The sequence below is a fragment of the Paenibacillus faecalis genome (assembly GCF_900289175.1).
GTDB classification, from domain to species: domain Bacteria; phylum Bacillota; class Bacilli; order Paenibacillales; family Paenibacillaceae; genus Paenibacillus_AQ; species Paenibacillus_AQ faecalis.
In genome coordinates this window covers 826,380-842,365 of record NZ_LT985747.1, presented here as the reverse complement: position 1 = coordinate 842,365, position 15,986 = coordinate 826,380, and the positions used below count along the sequence as shown (strand labels likewise).

Below are 15,986 nucleotides of genomic sequence, written 5' to 3'. Positions count from 1 at the left end.
TGTGATGAATTGAGTTCTGGCTTTAATAGTGATCAATCCTTTCAAAAAATTGATTGATGCCTGTTCCAGTATTTGGATGTACTCAACCTTAAATTTTACAATTTGGAATCATTTTGTTCTATAGGAACAGATGCTTAATTTAACAATTAGGATTAAATGGCGGCAATGGGGTTGTAGTGGGGTGTTTTTGCAACTGAAGACTCTTGACAGAATACTTTATAACAATAAAACCTAAAAGCTTAAGATCATATCGTTGAGAATTTCAGAAAATTTGCAGTATAAAAATAATATTAATCCAACAAAATATATGTCACTAATATTACTTTGACAGACATAGTTCTGTGTGTTAAGTTGTACTCATCCCACATGAGGGAGGAAAAACCAATCATGGATTCACTACATAACAGCGATCTAGTTCGCGGCCATATTGATACATTTATACTGCGGGTATTAAAGGACGGAGATAATTACGGCTACCAGATTATTAAGGAAATAGCGCTGCGCAGCGGCAATCGATTCGAACTGAAAGAACCCACGCTGTATTCAAGCTTAAGAAGATTGGAGAAGCAAAAGTTTATCACTTCATATTGGGGAGAAGAGACACAAGGAGGACGGCGGAAGTATTATACGTTAACCGTGTCAGGACACGACCGATTTATTCAGAATTGGAATGAATGGAAAGCAGCTAGAGAAATTATCGATGTTCTGATCGGTTGGGGAAAGGAGCACTAAATGATGAGCAGCAAGAGCGATTTAGAAATTTTTGTAGACCGTTTATTTGCGCATCATAGAAAGACGAAAGCCGTAATAGATCTCCGCAATGAGATTCACAGCAATTTGGAGGCCAAGGTAACGGATTATTTGAACAGTGGAATGGAGTACCAGCATGCCGTTAGTCTTGCTATTCAAGATATTGAAGCGATTGACAATCTAATTGATAACAACCAGAGAGTATATGTAAATCAATTTTGGTATGACATGATTCAAAGCGCCCTTTTATATGTATTAATCGCATGGATATTAACGATTCCGTTACGGCTTACATCGATGGGAATGATGGTGAACAATTTCCTGATCCTTATCGTCGTTCTGACAGGAATCTTCTTTTTTTATTTCCGTAAACAAAAAGATGAACAGCGTACCGCCATTATCAATACGTTAAGTTTGCAGAGATTAAACCGTGGGGCATGGATCATTTGGGGGCTATTTGCGATTGTAGTTACGGTTTTTACAGTGATGACCCATATCGGCAGCGACTTATACTTCGGACGAAGTATCCAGATCGATGGGCCGTATGCTCTTTATATCATTATATTGGAGGTTATCATTCCATTGATTACGGTCATCATTCCGCTTTTGTTTTACAAGGCAGACCGTCTTATTAGAAAATATGAGGTGTATGATCATGAATAGGAAGAACCTCTGGATTCTTATTCTGCTTATCGTTGGTATATGCGGTATCGTCGTGGTAGAGGGGATCATCAAGCCTAAGGCCAGACAGATGGAAATGCAATATGAAGCGGAGCAGAAAAACCCTTATACTCATGATATTTCACGAACTTTAAAATATAGAAATAAATACATGGGGAACGCTGGAAATATTGCCAATTTGAACTACAGTCTTCCTTACCATGATTTGAACCAATCATTTCAGTTATATCCTGATGATTTAACGGTGGAATTGAAATACAATGTTCAATCAGAACAGCTTGAAGAGAAAAAACTGCAGGAAATGCTTTTATATGTTCCAACAGCCAATTTTGTCATGATTGATAACTTGCAGGCACTACGTATGACGTTTGAAGATGCCGTTTATACGATTGAAAGAAAAGAAGTTGAGAAATGGTATGGTGAAGAGGGTAGCTTGGTTACGTTGCAAAATATACAAAGTTGGCGCGAATTGGTTCAGGAAAAAATGAAGGATAATCAATTTATTCAGCAGTTTAACGATCAATTGGTAACACGTGAAGCCGTAAAATAAAGAATTGTTTCAGGAAAATAACGAAAAAAGCATATCGAAGTAAAACGGCTCGCATGGTTTCAACCTGCGAGCCGTTTTACAGTTATTGTTCAGCGGAATGCACGGAGCGGCCATATTTGACGGTGAGCACGATTCCGAATAACATTCCGACCAGCGACATTATCGAAATAGACAGGTACAGCATTTGTCCACCGAAGGCTTCATAGACAGCACCTCCCGCATACGATGCAATAATACCGGATACTCCGAAGAATAAAAGAGCAAGCACGGTTTGACCTGTAGCACGCCATTCCTCAGGTACGATCCGGTATAGATACTGGATAGCGGCTGAGTAGAAGATCGGGAAGGTGAGCAGTTGCAAAACCTGAAGATAGGCAAGCATATGCGGGTCAGTAACCCATGCTGAAATAAAAAATCGCAGGAAGTAAAAGGCGCCGGCTATCGTAATGATGATCAGCTCTTTTCCTTTTCGCAGCCACCAAAAGCTCAAAGCAAAAATCGCAATTTCGCTTCCGGCGGCAATAAACCAGGCTTGCCCGACCAGTTCCGGGCTTCCTCCTAACTCCTTGATATAAACACCAAGAAATGTGTCATTCATTCTTGCAGGAACCGAGCTGATGAAGATGAGTACGAGAAATAACAAAGTCTCTTTGTTGCTTAGAAATTGTTTCAGACTGCTGAGGGTCACCGGCTTTCCTGTTACCGGGGCATCGGGCATTCCTATGATAAGGATAAAACCGATAAGGCCAATGCCGGCGAACAGATAGGCAAGACTATGAGCACCGAAGTAGGACATAATGTAGCCGGAGCAAAGAGCCATAACACCGTACCCTAATGCTCCATATGTACGAATCGAGCCGTAGCTGATTCCGGCAGCTTCTGACATGCGAAAATTCAAGCTTTCTGTTAAAGGATCGATCGGCATCAGAAAAAAATAGAGCAGCATCGCAAATATAATCAGTAAGGTATAGCTGCTCGATGCATACAGCCAATATCCAATCAAGCTGGAGCATATAAGAAGCAGCAGTAGAACCTTGCGGACGGTCCGGGTCCGGTCACTGATCATCCCCCATAAAGGCTGGGCGAAAATCGTAATTATTCCACCGCTGCCAACGATAAAACCGATCTGTGCCGGATTTAGTCCTTGACCATCCAAGTATACAGGCAGAAAGGGGATGAAAATTGCCAGAAGTGCAAAATATAAAAAGTTGAAACTTCGTAATAATGTGATTGCTTTCATCAATCGTACATAACCTCACTTGTTTGGTTTCCAGGTCGGAAATTCAGACTATACATCACATCATAACACGAAAGGTATGAGCTGGTAGCTATCGAATTTAGTATATACGTCTTCTAACATAATCACTGTGGTGTCTAGACGAACAATTTCACTGTGAAAGGTTTTCGTTTTCGAAAAAATTGTTAGAATAGGTATAGCAAGTTAATGAATAATTAAAGAAAATAATATTTTGATTTAAAGAGAGGAATTTAAAATTATGATTATTAAACCTAGAACACGCGGTTTTATTTGTACGACCGCTCATCCGGAAGGCTGCGCACAGCAGGTGTTGGAGCAGGTGAATTATATGAAATCCAAACCCGAGATCCAAGGTCCCCGAAATGTGCTTGTCATTGGCGCTTCAACAGGATATGGTCTTTCAGCACGCATCGCGGCTGCTTTTGGCGCGCGCGCTAACACTGTTGGAGTTTATCGTCCAAGCCAGGCAACGGAGAAGAGAACGGCATCGGCAGGATGGTACAACTCCGCAGCGTTTGAGAAAGCGGCGCGGGAAGCCAATCTTAAGTCTTTCAGTGTAACCGGGGATGCCTTCTCTAATGAGACGAAGCAAAAAGTTATTGAAGTGATTCGAAGTGAGATCGGTCAGGTTGATCTGGTCGTGTACAGCGTGGCATCGGCGCGCCGGGTGAATCCGAAGACCGGTGAAACGATTAATTCTGTACTGAAACCGATAGGAGCTTCGTATACGAACAAGACGGTTAATTTTCATACGGGAGAAGTGAGTGAAGTAACGATTGAGCCTGCAATGGAGCAGGAGGTCCGTGATACGGTAGAGGTTATGGGAGGCGAGGACTGGGAAATGTGGATTCACCAGCTTCGTGAAGCCGGTGTGTTGACAGACGATGTCATCACGGTTGCGTATTCCTATATCGGTCCGAATATTACTCATGCTATTTATCGGGATGGCTCCATCGGACGAGCCAAGGATCATCTTGAGGCAACAGCGTTGAAATTGAATGATGAGCTGTCTGCTTCAGGAGGTAAGGCTTATGTGTCGGTCAGCAAAGCGTTGGTCACCCAATCCAGTTCGGCGATCCCTGTTGTCCCTCTGTATGTTTCAGCTCTATACAAGGTGATGAAGGAGAAAGGCCTTCATGAAGGATGTATCGAGCAGACTTATCGTTTGTTTGCGGAGCGTTTATACACCGGTCAAGAAACTCCAGTAGATGAGAAAGGCCGTATTCGTATTGACGATTGGGAGCTTCGTCCAGATGTACAGGAGGAAGTGAACAAGATATGGGATCAGGTTAACAGTGAGAATATTTATGAGCTTACAGATTTGGAAGGATATCGCCGAGAGTTCTTCCAGCTCTTCGGGTTTGAAACAGAAGGTGTTGACTACGATGCCGATGTAAATCCGATGATTGATATACCGGAAGCACGATAAATTAACGATAAAACAAAACTGAGGATGGCGGTACAGGGGTGATTATTCCCCGTATCGCCATCTTTCTATTTTTGAAACATTCAAGGAAAAAACATAGTATGTGTTTATTGGTTGACGATGGTTCAAAGCCGGACTATCATTATCGTGAGTAGAACGGTCCCCGATATCACGGGCATCGGTTGCAAGGAAGACGGGGATGAGTCTGAGGTATCAGATTAGAAACGCTCATTAAGGAAAGGTGGTCTGAATATGGCAGGGTTTACGTCTTTGGTAGAGGAATACCGCGGCGGATTGCTGGAAAATGTGCATTATGGGGCAGTCAGTGTCGTTGATGAGGCAGGAAAAGTGCTATACAGCGCGGGTGACCCGGAGCATGTCACATTTTTTCGCTCAGCCGCCAAACCGTTTCAAGCTATACCGTCTATGAAGCGCCGTATAGATGAAAAGCATGGATTAACCCATGAAGAAGTTGCACTGTTTGCTGCTTCACACCGGGGAGAAGCTTTTCATATCGATGCTTTGGAATCGATGTTGCGCAAAACAAGCATTCATGAGGAAGAGCTCTACTGTAATCCGGCATATCCGCTGAATGAGGAAGCAAGGGCACAACGGCTCCGCAGGAACGAAGAGAAGCGCCGAATATTTCATAATTGTGCAGGAAAGCATATCGGATTGATCGCTCTTAGCAAACATATGGGATGGGACCCGAAGACGTATTATCGCCTGGAGCACCCTGTGCAGCAGGAAATTTTGCAAACGCTTGCTTTTTTTACGGACACCCCCCAAGAGCAGATTGGTTTGGGTATCGATGGTTGCGGTTTACCGATTTTTGCAGTACCGCTTAAGTCAATTGCATCTGCATATGTAAAGCTGGCTTGTCCTGATCTGATCCCCGATGAAGAAACACGCGTTGCGGTCGAGCGGATCTCTGCGCGGATGAATGATTATCCGAACATGGTTGCAGATACCAGGTTTGTTTGCTCCACGTTATTAAAAGATCCGAACTTGATTGCAAAAGGAGGTGCAAAAGGGGTATATGGAATCGGCCTTCGTAAAGAGCGGATTGGCATATCGCTGAAAGTGTCTGATGGTTCGGAACAGGTATGGCCATGCATTATCGCATCGATTCTTGAATATATCGGTTACAGTAATCAGCTTACGATTGATCGCCTGAATGAATTGATACCGAATCAAATTTTGAATGATAACGGATTGGTAGTAGGTGAACGACAATCCGTATTCTCGTTGAAAGCTTCAGACAAATGACAGGCTTGACTTTTGGCCAATAACGATGACGGGAAGTGACAATATGGATATAACTTTGAGCGCAGACCGGAGATCGGATGTTCAAGTATACCCTATATATAAGGATGAACATTTTATGTATCCGATTCGCGATGCTGATCAGAAGCCCGGTCATGCGATTTGGTTTCGCAGCCGTAGCGATGAAGAATGCAACATCCTCGCAGTCAGTCTAGGAAAACGCAGCGAGATGAAATTGGATACAGTTCGCCGGGCAGGGGGATTGTCTGCACGTCAAATTCAGAAGGAAGGACTGGCAAAGGCCTATCTTGCAAGGAAAGCTGAACAAGGATATTGTTCCTCCGATTCGGTGACACCTTCTGAGTGGCTTCATTCCTGGCTGGAGGGATGGCTGCTAGGCTTGTACAGTTTTCATAAATACCGTACTTCATCTTTGAAGTCAGTGAAGATAGAACTGGTGATTCATCCGGAAGAATGGCCTGAACTGACAGAAACAGTATTACTGGATATTATAAATACAGCTAAGATCCGGGCGGCAGGCACGATGTTTGCAAAGGATCTTGTGAATGAAACACCTGATTATTTGCATCCAGGACGAATGGTTGAATGGGTAAAAGAACGTTTTAAAGATACGCCAGTAAAAACCAAAGTGTATAAAAACGAGGAATTGGTAGAACGCCAAATGAATGGTCTTCTTAGAGTAGGAGCAGGAAGCGTCTATCCGCCTGCTTTGATCGAGCTTCGATATGAAGGAGATAACTCACTTCCGCTGATAAGTCTTGTCGGCAAAGGAATTACCTTTGATATGGGCGGTATGAATATAAAGAGCGGCAAAAATCTCAGTGATGCACGAATGGATTTGGGAGGGGCGGCGGCTGTTGTCGGCGCAATGGATATCCTTGTTTCACTGCGAGCAAAGGTTAATGTCGTAGCATTGGTGGCTGTTGCTGAGAATGTGCCGGACGCTTATGCGATGCTTCCCTCTTCGGTCGTTTCATTTCCGAATGGGTTAACGGTTCAGGTTGCCAATACAGATGCCGAAGGGCGGTTGGTACTGGCTGATGCTCTTCTTCATGCAGCAGGGCTTGGAGCAGAGGAAGCGATTGATATGGCAACGCTTACGGGCAATATAGGTCAAGCTTTAGGATTAGGCATTGCGGGCATTTGGGGTGATGCGGCTATGACGGAATCTCTCGTTTCGATCGGTGAACGAAATGGAGAAAGATTGTGGCCGATGCCGCTTATGGAAGAGTATGAGTCGGAGCTGCATAGCGACTATGCGGATCTTTGTAATATCGGCTCTTCATCTTTGGCCGGAGCGATTACGGCGGCGCTCTTTATCCGCCGGTTTGTTACTAAATCTATGAAGTGGGCTCATATCGACATGGCCGGAACTGTGCAGTATAAAAGGGATGTTGGTTATAGCGCGGCAGGTGCTACTGGTTACGGTGCCCGTCTGCTTGCTGATTATGTTTTATCGCGGCACGGTAGCAATATAACATAAAGAATGACAAGGAGAAATCATCATGATATTGGAAGTGATTGCAACAACGCTTCAGGATGCTCTGACTGCAGAAGAGTGTGGTGCTGATCGGATTGAACTGATTACGGCTGTAACAGAAGGGGGATTGACCCCAAGTATAGGTTTGATTGAGAGAGTAACCGATAGAGTGAATATTCCGGTTAATGTGATGCTTCGACCTCATAGCCGCTCATTTATAATGGATGATGAGGATTTGGAGACGATGCTGGCGGACATATCTCGAATTAAAACCACTGGGGCAGCGGGACTGGTTCTGGGTCCTTTGACTTCAACAGGTACAATCGATGAGCCGATGCTGAAACAGCTGCTGGCTGAAGCGGGCTCTCTGGATATTACTTTTCATCGGGCTTTTGATGAAGCATCGGATCAATTGGCGGCTTATGAAGTGCTCCGAGGGTATCCGCAGATTTCCCGGATTTTGACCTCTGGCGGACCTTTACCAGCACCACAATCCATACCTCAAATCCAGCAGCTGGTACAATGCTCGCGGGAGAAGGGGCCTCGGATTCTGGCCGGTTACGGCTTGACGCCTGAAGGAGTCGTTTCTTTTATTGAAGAAACGGGTGTGAAGGAGGTTCATTTCGGTTCTTCGATTCGACAAGGACGCAGTGGGCTTGGATTGATTGATAAAGGGAGTTTGCGTTCATTAGCTGATCAACTGCATCAAATTAACAACTAATACCTGTACATAAAAACCCGTTTCTCTTTATTAGAGAGAGACGGGTTTTCTTTGATTTTCCGTTATGCAATGATCCTTAAAACCTGTTCAGCCACATATACGGATAAAATGGCTCCCAGAACAATCAGGACCAGGTTGCATCCTCTCAGAGCGAGCAGGACTGCTGCGGCTCCGCCGATGATGGCTGAAAACATGCTGCCAACAGATGTTAAAATACCAGGGAATATCAGACAGGCCAGTACAGTATATGGAATGAATTCAAGGAATCTTTTTAATCTCGGGGTCAGTTTGATATCTTTCAGAAAAACCATGGGGATCATCCGTGGAATGTATGTAACGAGTGCCATGCCAATGACAAGGAGCCATAAATTATTCATTGGTATCACCACCATTTGGAAACAATAGCGCGCCGATGGCCGATGCCAAAATGGTTGTTATGATAATGCTCCAGCCGGCAGACATATTGATGTATTTTGGGATGATCCAGTAAAAAACAGAATGAATACCGATCGCTAACAGGCAAATCCATATGACAGGTCTGGATTTTTTTAGTGAAGGGATGATCAGACCGATAAACATGGCATACAGCGCGATTCCCATACTGCTCTGGACGGACTCCGGCAGCCCGCTAGACAGAAATATCCCGATCCAGGACCCGATATTCCAGGCTGCAAAAGCGATTGCATTCAAACCGAGGACAAAGCTTGGGTGCAACTCTCTTGATCCTTGAGTTGATGCAACGCTGAATGTTTCATCGGTGACGCCGAAGGATAGCAGGGCAGACCATTTTTTTGATACACGCGCCGGTATTCGTTGAGACAGTGAAGCTGTCATGAAAAAATGACGAAGATTCAAAATAAAGGTCGTAATGATAATCTCCCAGTTTGCTACACCTGCAGCCATAAGATTGATCCCGATGAACTGACTGGCGCCAGCATAAACAAGCAGAGACATCATGATGGCGACACTTATCGGTATATCAGATGTTTTGGCCAGCAGACCAAAAGTCATGGCGATGGGCATGTAACCGATGGCTACCGGTATTCCGGCTTTTAACCCAAGCTGGAAATGGGAAGGCTTTGCAAGCTGATGCTCTATTGACGGAGTCGTCATAAATTCACCTCATCTTGTATTTCAGATGGAACGCAAGCTGGTATTTAGTATTTTTTAAACATGCCAACCGAACGGGGCTGCGTATATTCGAAGCCAAACTTCTTATACAGTTTGTCTGCCGGAACATCGGCAATGAGACTAACGTAACAATCTTGTGGTGCGTGTTCATTCAGGTAATTCATAATTTCAGACATAATCAAAGAACCAAAGCCTTTTCCTTGATAATCAGGATGTACTGCAATGTCTACAATTTGATAAAAGCATCCGCCATCCCCAATAATTCTCCCCATTCCGACGAGTGCATTGGAATCTCTCAGAGAAACCGAAAAAATACTGTTTTTCATCGCAATGGCTGCGGTAGATATATTTTTGGGGCTTAGTCCCGTAGCTATTCTGAGGTTAACATATTCCTTAGGTTCCGGTGCTTCATAAACTATGTTTATATTTTCTGTCATAATCAAACCTCCTATGTTCATGGCGATATTATGGAAAGCTTCCTTTAAATAAATGTATATTACATATATTGTAATGGGAAGTCAACTTTCCATGGTTGTTCAGGAGGTACGATGATTGAAAAACAGGCTTGAAGAAATCAGAAGAAAACAAGGGATGAAACAGGAGGAACTTGCAGACAGGTTGAAAGTGTCCAGGCAAACGATTGGTTCACTTGAAAACGGTCGCTATAACCCATCGATCATTCTTGCATTCAAGATCGCCCGTTTTTTTGGAATGAGTATCGAAGATATTTTCATTTACGAGGAGGAGCAGGAAGATGAAAACGATAAATAAGTGGGTGCTTTTAACACTCGCAGGATTGATCTTCGTCTATGTTGGCGGATTTATATACTTCTTGCTTTAACTGGCACATTTAGTTTAGCGGGTGTAAGTTCTACGGTAGTTCTTGTCTTATGTGCTGTTATTATTTTTCAAATTGTTTTAGGGATTTTCCTGTTTAATCATTATGCCAAAAGAATGTAACAAAAACGGCTAGATCGCCTTTTTTAAGACAATCTAGCCGTTTTGACATTTTCTGGTTCAGTTTTATTTTGAAATATCAATAAACCCTTCACCAAATACGTCGCGAACATCGTGGATTGTAACAAAAGCATTTTTATCCTCGGCCCGAACGATTTTTTTGAGATTAGAAACTTCTTGCTTGCTGATCACAATGTACAGTATATCTTTGGTTTGCCCCGTATAATAACCGTACCCGCGTAATACCGTCACTCCGCGGTCCATCACCTCTGTAACGTGATTAGCGATGCGCTCGTGTTGAGTTGAGATAATGGTGACTGCTTTTTTCGGATTCAAACCTTCAATGATGAACTCCATCGCCTTCGTTCCAATGTAGAGGAGAACAACCGTAAACATCGTCTTTTCCACGCCGATAACAAAGATGGACGCTCCCGCAACGATGAGATCAAAGAACAGCAGGGCATAGCTGATATTCCAGTCCCAATATTTATTGGCAAGACGGGCCAAAATTGCCGTACCCGCCGTCGTACCTCCAACTCGGATAATCATACCGATTCCGACACCGGCAAACAACCCGGCAAAAATAGCATTGATCACGGGGTCGCTCGAAGAAATAGACCAGTCCTGTGTTAAATGCAGGAACAGTGCGTTAAAAGCAACAGCGATGATCGTATAGTACGTTGTTTTACTGTCAAGCAATCTATAACCAATAACTAGCAAAATGCCGTTGGCAACGATGTTGACAAGTGCTGGTGACCAACTAAACAAGTAGTATAGAATGATTGAAATACCGGTTACTCCGCCTTCACCGAAGTCGTTGGGGATGATAAATAGATTTACGGACAGTGCAAACAAAAATCCTCCAACCAGCAGCATAACCATGTCAAACACTCTTCTTTTCATACAATTCCCTCCATACATTCCTATAAGTCCACAAAAAAAGCGATCAAAGGAAAAGAATCATCCTTTAATCGCTTAATGCAAACAACATAGATTGCGCAGCTCTTTTAATAATTTCATTATAATGAACAAAACCGGTGTTGTAAATGATTTAAGGCCGTAAATTAGTCAGTTAATTATAGATGTTTTAGGGATACCACGCGTTTCTTATACAACAATTTAACAGTTAATCCATCATGATTCATCTTCACTTTTAATTGGATATTCTCTGTGTTTCATTTTTCTGTCTGTTCATGCAGCTGTCGGTACTGTCCCGGCGTCATGCCTTCGAGCTTCTTGAACGTTCGATTGAAATATGAAGGCTGATATCCGATCGCTTCAGCAATTTCGCTCATCATCATATCGGTTTGGACAAGCATTTCCTTCGCACGGTTTATTTTTAAAGTTTTGACGTAATCAACATAGCTCGATCCGACCATTTGTTTAAACGCCCGGCTAAGTTGCGATATGCTGACTCCTGCATCAGCAGCGACTGTTTCGAGTGAAAGATCGCACATGAAGTTGTTTTCGATGTGAGCAAGAACGTTTTCTACAAGCTGCTTCATTGTTGTGTTATAACTTTTGCCAAGTGAATCGATATAAGGCCGAATTATCTTTCTCTGGAACCAGTCAAGACATGCCTTTGTATCACGTAGCTCGTTCAGTTCTTCATACAGCCGGGCGCCGTCATATACAGCATAAGGGTTCTGACCGGCCTGAAGCATGGCGCGATGGATGTTGGCCATCAGCCGCATCAGCCCCTGATGCACGAGCCATTCGGCTGCTCCTCCGGCTTGCATTGCGGCAACAAAGCGTTCAAGTCCTTGCATCGCTTCTTCTTCCAGTCCCATATTGAGCGCATGGATCAGGTCTTGTTCCAGCTCAATCGGGAACTGGCCCCGGTCGATCAGCTTCGGTTGGGACAATACTTGCTCCGCTTCAAGCAGTTGGCTCCCGGCATTGAAGGCGCGATAGCGCAGAGCCCTTCGTGCCTGTTCCAGGGCATGAGGGATGTCTGTCCACCTATCAATCGGGCCGTTCATGACGATGGTCGTCTCTAAGCGCAGTACATCGCGCAGTGCACGTTCATACTGTTCACACAGTTGATGAAGCGCCTTTTGCCCCTCATCTTTCGATGGTAGTGGTGAAAGGATAAGCACAACGCCAAAGGAGCAATCGTCAAAGACAAGCGTATGCACATAGTCCGCATCCCTTTCGGATAATTCCTCGACAGCATTCATAGCCGCATACATTAATAAGTCATCATCCTTGTCAGACAAGGGAGCTCGCTCTTCATTAAGCGGATGCTGGCGAAAGACGACGGCTGCGAATTGCTTACCTTCGATGTCTACATCGAAGCTATGAAGTTTCGATGTCAATTCCGTTTCCGTCAAGTGTGTGGACTGACCGGTAACGAAACGGTTGATAAACGCTTCACGCAGTGTAGGAAGCGACTGATTCAATCGGCTTTGCAGCGATTCATTTGCGAATTGGTACTGCTTCCATTCACTCTCGATATAATCAAGCTCGTTACGTATAACGATTTCGGGTTTTCGCCAGCCGGCAAGCATATCCATAACCCGCCGAATCGGGTTATAAATCCGCCTTGTTGCGTACCAGCTCAGTACAAGTGCGGCTATGAGTACGACGATGAAACATATCAGAATAATATGTGTATATGCCTGGGTTGGAGCTGTAATAACGGATCGCGATGTGCCGGAGACGAACGTCCAGCTGCTGCCGAGCTTCTCGAATGTGACAGCATTAACGAGCAGTGTATCTCCGTTTAAAGGCAGTTCCCAGCCTCTAGGCCCTCCGTTATCCACTTCGGTTTCAGTCAAGCTGCTGCGAATTTCATCAAGCGCCTCGGGCGATTGTGCAGCACGTTCAGATTGGCCGATAACATGCCCTTCATTATCGAGCAGGGTCGCCGCTTTATCCGTATCGGAGAAGAGATGCAGTTTGGATGGATTTAAATAAATGACGATCGCTCCATATGGCTTCGGTCCATTGAAAGGAAGCTTCATCACGATCGCATGGGTGGAGCCGCCTTGCCGGAACGGACGAACCAACTGGTGAGTCCAGAAGATACCGCTCTCGAAATCCATCAGTTCCTGCCACTGTTTCAATTCTGTTTCGCTCTCTAACGCACGTGCGCCGAGTGATGGTTGCAGTACTTTAGCTTGTTTATCCACGTACAAATATACTTGATCGATCAGCGGGTCAGCGTTTTGAACGAGCGACAGCACATCCAGAAGCTCATTGGTTTCTTCAAAGCGATCGGCGAAGTCCATATCGGATAAAGTTGGCTTGAAATGCGGTTTTACGACCATTTGCACTGCATATTGAATAAGCTGCCCAAACTGATTGTCAATTTGCTTAGCGGCATCGAGGACGGCTTCCTCATTTTTTAATTGAAACTGTTGAACCAAATGTTGATTTCCGAAATACCAATAGGCCGCGCTGATTACGGTTATTGGCAAAGATGTAAGCAGCACAGCAAGAACCATGCTTTTCCAATAGAAAACACCTTTTTCCGAAAACTGCTTTATCCAAAGATGCTTCATCTGTAACCTCCCTGCCGATGATATCAATCCTTTAGCCCGGCAACATGCATATATCTTAAATATACTGAATTGCGACTACAATGAAAAGGCTTACATTCATTTCGGGAGCAGATTCGTTCATTATTTACTTCAGAAAAAAAGTGCAATAAGCGGAAATTGATGTCCTTTTGAGGTGATATTCCATCTGGTAAAGCCTTGCCCAGCACAGCTTTCATACGTTTTTCATCACAGCGGAAAAAAAGTCAAATTGCAGGGAATGATGATAGCGTTTACATTTAGGTTGACCGTTCAGGAAATGACATCATTTGTATGAACATGAAAGAGAGGGGTTTCTATGAAACAACGAGAGACCGCTACAGCTGTCGCAGGAGAGAAAGGCGGCGCAATTTCGGCCAAGCGAAAAGGGAAACGGAGCGTTTGGGGCGAGGTTAGGCGGGAAAAGTATTTGTTTTTGCTGGCTTTACCGGGCATTATTTTCTTTATTGTTTTTAAGTATATACCGATTACGAACCTGGTTATTGCTTTTCAGGATTATTCACCGTATTTCGGTATAACGGGGAGTCCGTGGGTTGGATTCGAGCACTTCAGCCGGTTTTTCAGTAATGAAGATTTCTATATGCTTCTGCGAAATACGCTGGCCATCAGTTTTCTTAACTTAATTTTCTTCTTTCCGGCTCCAATCATTTTGTCCATCATGCTGAATGAGGTGCGCAATTCGATCGTTAAGCGAACGGTGCAATCACTGATTTACATTCCTCATTTTCTCTCATGGGTGCTTATTTACGGTTTGACTTTCCTGATGTTCTCTCAATCCGAAGGGTTGATCAACAAGTTTATGATCTCCATGGATCAAAGCACAATAGATATTTTATCAAATCCAGACTATTTCTGGGCTATGTTGACAGCGCAATCGATATGGAAGGAAGTTGGCTGGGGAACGATTATCTTTCTTGCCGCCATCGCCGGCATCGATCCGCAATTGTATGAAGCTGCGGTTATGGACGGCGCGGGACGAATGCGGCGCATTTGGCATATTACGCTGCCCGGCATGCGCAATGTCATTATGATACTGTTTATTCTTCGCCTTGGTACGATTATGGATACGGGCTTCGAACAGATTTATTTGATGATGAATGCGGCAGTCTCGCATGTGGCCGAGGTGTTTGATACTTATGTGTATCGGGTCGGTATCAAGCAAGGAGAGTTCAGTTACAGTACGGCCGTCGGCCTGTTTAAATCGGTTGTTGGCGTCACCCTTGTCGTCATAGCGAACAAAGTAGCTAAGAAACTTGGACAAGACAGCCTGTATTAAAAGGCGGAGTTACGCGCATGAAAGGAGTCGAGCTTCATGAGAGATTTAGGCTGGAAAGACCGCCTGTTTAACGTGACGAATATATCGCTTTTGCTGTTGTTCAGCATAGCCACTGTTTTTCCGATTTATTACACGGTGGTTCTGTCCTTTACAGACCCGACGGAGTATTATAGTCGACCGCTTATTCTGTTTCCAGAGCAATGGACACTGGATGCCTACCGTCATCTGTTGTCAAACAAGCTGTTTATGAGCTCATTTGGTGTCAGCACGTTTCTTGCTACCGTTGGAACAGCGCTGAGCCTAATTGTAACAGGGGGGCTGGCTTATGCCTTGTCACGAAAACGCCTTCCGTTTCGTAAAACGATCATGTTCCTTGTACTATTAACGTTCTTATTCCAGCCGGGGCTGGTACCGCTCTATCTGGTTGTTCGGAATCTGGGGCTTATCGATAGCGTCTGGTCGCTAATCTATCCTGCGCTTACGAGCGCTTGGTATGTACTTTTGATGAAAGGCTTCTTCGACAGCATTCCGGATAGTCTGGAAGAAGCCGGGCGAATTGACGGCTGTAATGAAATCGGAGTATTTTGGCGTATTATGCTGCCGCTGTCGCTGCCGGCGCTTGTGGCGTTCGGACTGTTCTTCGCTGTCGGATACTGGAATACATACTTCAACGCTTTGATGTTCATCAACGATCAGACCAAGTGGCCGCTGCAGGTGTTGCTGCAAAACATGTTGGTTGATCCATCGACGATGGGGGGAGCAACAGGTGGACTGGAGTTTCGCGTAAACCGTCAGATGCCTTCAGAGACACTTAAGATGGCGGCGGTCGTCATTGCGACGGTACCGATTATGATGGTGTATCCATTCTTGCAGAAGCACTTCGCCAAAGGGGCGATGGTTGGCTCTGTTAAAGAATGATCAGGATAT

Annotated in this window: 16 protein-coding genes; 10 read left to right on the top strand and 6 right to left on the bottom strand. The window is 44.5% G+C overall.

The annotated features are described in order from the left end of the window. Positions 1–387 precede the first annotated feature (387 nt). The 3 genes from C8268_RS04095 to C8268_RS04085 are packed head-to-tail and all read left to right on the top strand — an operon-like array spanning position 388 to position 1,981. A complete protein-coding gene (locus C8268_RS04095; RefSeq protein WP_420094232.1) occupies positions 388–732 on the top strand; it encodes a PadR family transcriptional regulator in 345 nt (114 codons plus the stop codon). After that, the gene (locus tag C8268_RS04090; RefSeq protein ID WP_106766498.1) at positions 733–1,413 is read left to right on the top strand and encodes a permease prefix domain 1-containing protein; all 681 of its coding nucleotides are present in this window, start codon (positions 733–735) and stop codon (positions 1,411–1,413) included. It abuts the gene before it with no gap. Next, entirely contained in the window at positions 1,406–1,981 is a 576-nt protein-coding gene (locus C8268_RS04085) for a DUF4825 domain-containing protein (RefSeq protein ID WP_158702670.1), read from the top strand. Before C8268_RS04090 ends, C8268_RS04085 begins: the two co-directional genes overlap by 8 nt. An 82-nt stretch (positions 1,982–2,063) precedes the next feature. Here C8268_RS04085 and C8268_RS04080 read toward each other — a convergent pair whose 3' ends face one another. After that, the gene (locus tag C8268_RS04080; RefSeq protein WP_106766496.1) at positions 2,064–3,221 is read right to left on the bottom strand and encodes an MFS transporter; all 1,158 of its coding nucleotides are present in this window, start codon (positions 3,219–3,221) and stop codon (positions 2,064–2,066) included. A gap of 256 nt (positions 3,222–3,477) precedes the next feature. Here C8268_RS04080 and fabV point away from each other — a divergent pair, with 256 nt between their 5' ends. The 4 genes from fabV to C8268_RS04060 all read left to right on the top strand — a co-directional run bounded on the left by fabV (position 3,478) and on the right by C8268_RS04060 (position 8,153). After that, positions 3,478–4,668, top strand: a complete 1,191-nt coding sequence (fabV, locus tag C8268_RS04075) for an enoyl-ACP reductase FabV (protein WP_106766495.1) — start codon at positions 3,478–3,480, stop codon at positions 4,666–4,668. 249 nt (positions 4,669–4,917) lie between these two features. Further along, positions 4,918–5,934: an asparaginase gene (locus tag C8268_RS04070; RefSeq protein ID WP_106766494.1), complete on the top strand. Its 1,017-nt coding sequence runs from the start codon at positions 4,918–4,920 to the stop codon at positions 5,932–5,934. A gap of 43 nt (positions 5,935–5,977) precedes the next feature. After that, positions 5,978–7,435, top strand: coding sequence for a leucyl aminopeptidase family protein (locus tag C8268_RS04065; protein WP_106766493.1), 1,458 nt, complete (start codon positions 5,978–5,980; stop codon positions 7,433–7,435). Positions 7,436–7,457: 22 nt separating this feature from the next. Continuing rightward, positions 7,458–8,153, top strand: a complete 696-nt coding sequence (locus C8268_RS04060) for a copper homeostasis protein CutC (protein ID WP_106766492.1) — start codon at positions 7,458–7,460, stop codon at positions 8,151–8,153. 62 nt (positions 8,154–8,215) lie between these two features. On the opposite strand, the gene C8268_RS04055 is transcribed toward C8268_RS04060, so the two are convergent. From C8268_RS04055 to C8268_RS04045, 3 genes are read right to left on the bottom strand one after another with little or no spacing between them, the layout of a single operon-like run. Continuing rightward, the gene (locus tag C8268_RS04055) at positions 8,216–8,530 is read right to left on the bottom strand and encodes an AzlD domain-containing protein (RefSeq protein ID WP_106766491.1); all 315 of its coding nucleotides are present in this window, start codon (positions 8,528–8,530) and stop codon (positions 8,216–8,218) included. Further along, a complete protein-coding gene (locus C8268_RS04050) occupies positions 8,523–9,266 on the bottom strand; it encodes an AzlC family ABC transporter permease (RefSeq protein WP_106766490.1) in 744 nt (247 codons plus the stop codon). Before C8268_RS04050 ends, C8268_RS04055 begins: the two co-directional genes overlap by 8 nt. A gap of 44 nt (positions 9,267–9,310) precedes the next feature. After that, the gene (locus C8268_RS04045; protein ID WP_106766489.1) at positions 9,311–9,721 is read right to left on the bottom strand and encodes a GNAT family N-acetyltransferase; all 411 of its coding nucleotides are present in this window, start codon (positions 9,719–9,721) and stop codon (positions 9,311–9,313) included. A 115-nt stretch (positions 9,722–9,836) separates the two neighbouring features. Here C8268_RS04045 and C8268_RS04040 point away from each other — a divergent pair, with 115 nt between their 5' ends. Further along, a complete protein-coding gene (locus C8268_RS04040) occupies positions 9,837–10,055 on the top strand; it encodes a helix-turn-helix transcriptional regulator (protein WP_106766488.1) in 219 nt (72 codons plus the stop codon). Positions 10,056–10,307: 252 nt separating this feature from the next. On the opposite strand, the gene C8268_RS04035 is transcribed toward C8268_RS04040, so the two are convergent. Next, positions 10,308–11,144 (bottom strand): YitT family protein, encoded by an 837-nt coding sequence (locus C8268_RS04035; protein ID WP_106766487.1) that lies wholly within the window; start codon positions 11,142–11,144, stop codon positions 10,308–10,310. 272 nt (positions 11,145–11,416) lie between these two features. Next, on the bottom strand, positions 11,417–13,747 hold the full coding sequence (locus tag C8268_RS04030) for a helix-turn-helix domain-containing protein (RefSeq protein ID WP_106766486.1): 2,331 nt from the start codon (positions 13,745–13,747) through the stop codon (positions 11,417–11,419). A gap of 334 nt (positions 13,748–14,081) precedes the next feature. Between C8268_RS04030 and C8268_RS04025 the strand changes: the two genes are divergently transcribed. Together C8268_RS04025 and C8268_RS04020 are read left to right on the top strand one after the other, a co-directional pair. After that, positions 14,082–15,059: an ABC transporter permease gene (locus C8268_RS04025; protein ID WP_106766485.1), complete on the top strand. Its 978-nt coding sequence runs from the start codon at positions 14,082–14,084 to the stop codon at positions 15,057–15,059. Positions 15,060–15,095: 36 nt separating this feature from the next. Continuing rightward, complete coding sequence (locus C8268_RS04020) at positions 15,096–15,977, top strand: carbohydrate ABC transporter permease (protein ID WP_106766484.1); 882 nt, start codon at positions 15,096–15,098, stop codon at positions 15,975–15,977. Positions 15,978–15,986 lie beyond the last annotated feature (9 nt).

What these genes read in the sequence shown, in the direction of transcription:
- C8268_RS04095 (WP_420094232.1), top strand. Translation starts at nt 388, where the DNA reads ATGGATTCACTACATAACAGCGATCTAGTTCGCGGCCATATTGATACA.
- C8268_RS04090 (WP_106766498.1), top strand. Translation starts at nt 733, where the DNA reads ATGATGAGCAGCAAGAGCGATTTAGAAATTTTTGTAGACCGTTTATTT.
- C8268_RS04085 (WP_158702670.1), top strand. Translation starts at nt 1,406, where the DNA reads ATGAATAGGAAGAACCTCTGGATTCTTATTCTGCTTATCGTTGGTATA.
- C8268_RS04080 (WP_106766496.1), bottom strand. Translation starts at nt 3,221, where the DNA reads ATGAAAGCAATCACATTATTACGAAGTTTCAACTTTTTATATTTTGCA.
- fabV (WP_106766495.1), top strand. Translation starts at nt 3,478, where the DNA reads ATGATTATTAAACCTAGAACACGCGGTTTTATTTGTACGACCGCTCAT.
- C8268_RS04070 (WP_106766494.1), top strand. Translation starts at nt 4,918, where the DNA reads ATGGCAGGGTTTACGTCTTTGGTAGAGGAATACCGCGGCGGATTGCTG.
- C8268_RS04065 (WP_106766493.1), top strand. Translation starts at nt 5,978, where the DNA reads ATGGATATAACTTTGAGCGCAGACCGGAGATCGGATGTTCAAGTATAC.
- C8268_RS04060 (WP_106766492.1), top strand. Translation starts at nt 7,458, where the DNA reads ATGATATTGGAAGTGATTGCAACAACGCTTCAGGATGCTCTGACTGCA.
- C8268_RS04055 (WP_106766491.1), bottom strand. Translation starts at nt 8,530, where the DNA reads ATGAATAATTTATGGCTCCTTGTCATTGGCATGGCACTCGTTACATAC.
- C8268_RS04050 (WP_106766490.1), bottom strand. Translation starts at nt 9,266, where the DNA reads ATGACGACTCCGTCAATAGAGCATCAGCTTGCAAAGCCTTCCCATTTC.
- C8268_RS04045 (WP_106766489.1), bottom strand. Translation starts at nt 9,721, where the DNA reads ATGACAGAAAATATAAACATAGTTTATGAAGCACCGGAACCTAAGGAA.
- C8268_RS04035 (WP_106766487.1), bottom strand. Translation starts at nt 11,144, where the DNA reads ATGAAAAGAAGAGTGTTTGACATGGTTATGCTGCTGGTTGGAGGATTT.
- C8268_RS04030 (WP_106766486.1), bottom strand. Translation starts at nt 13,747, where the DNA reads ATGAAGCATCTTTGGATAAAGCAGTTTTCGGAAAAAGGTGTTTTCTAT.
- C8268_RS04025 (WP_106766485.1), top strand. Translation starts at nt 14,082, where the DNA reads ATGAAACAACGAGAGACCGCTACAGCTGTCGCAGGAGAGAAAGGCGGC.
- C8268_RS04020 (WP_106766484.1), top strand. Translation starts at nt 15,096, where the DNA reads ATGAGAGATTTAGGCTGGAAAGACCGCCTGTTTAACGTGACGAATATA.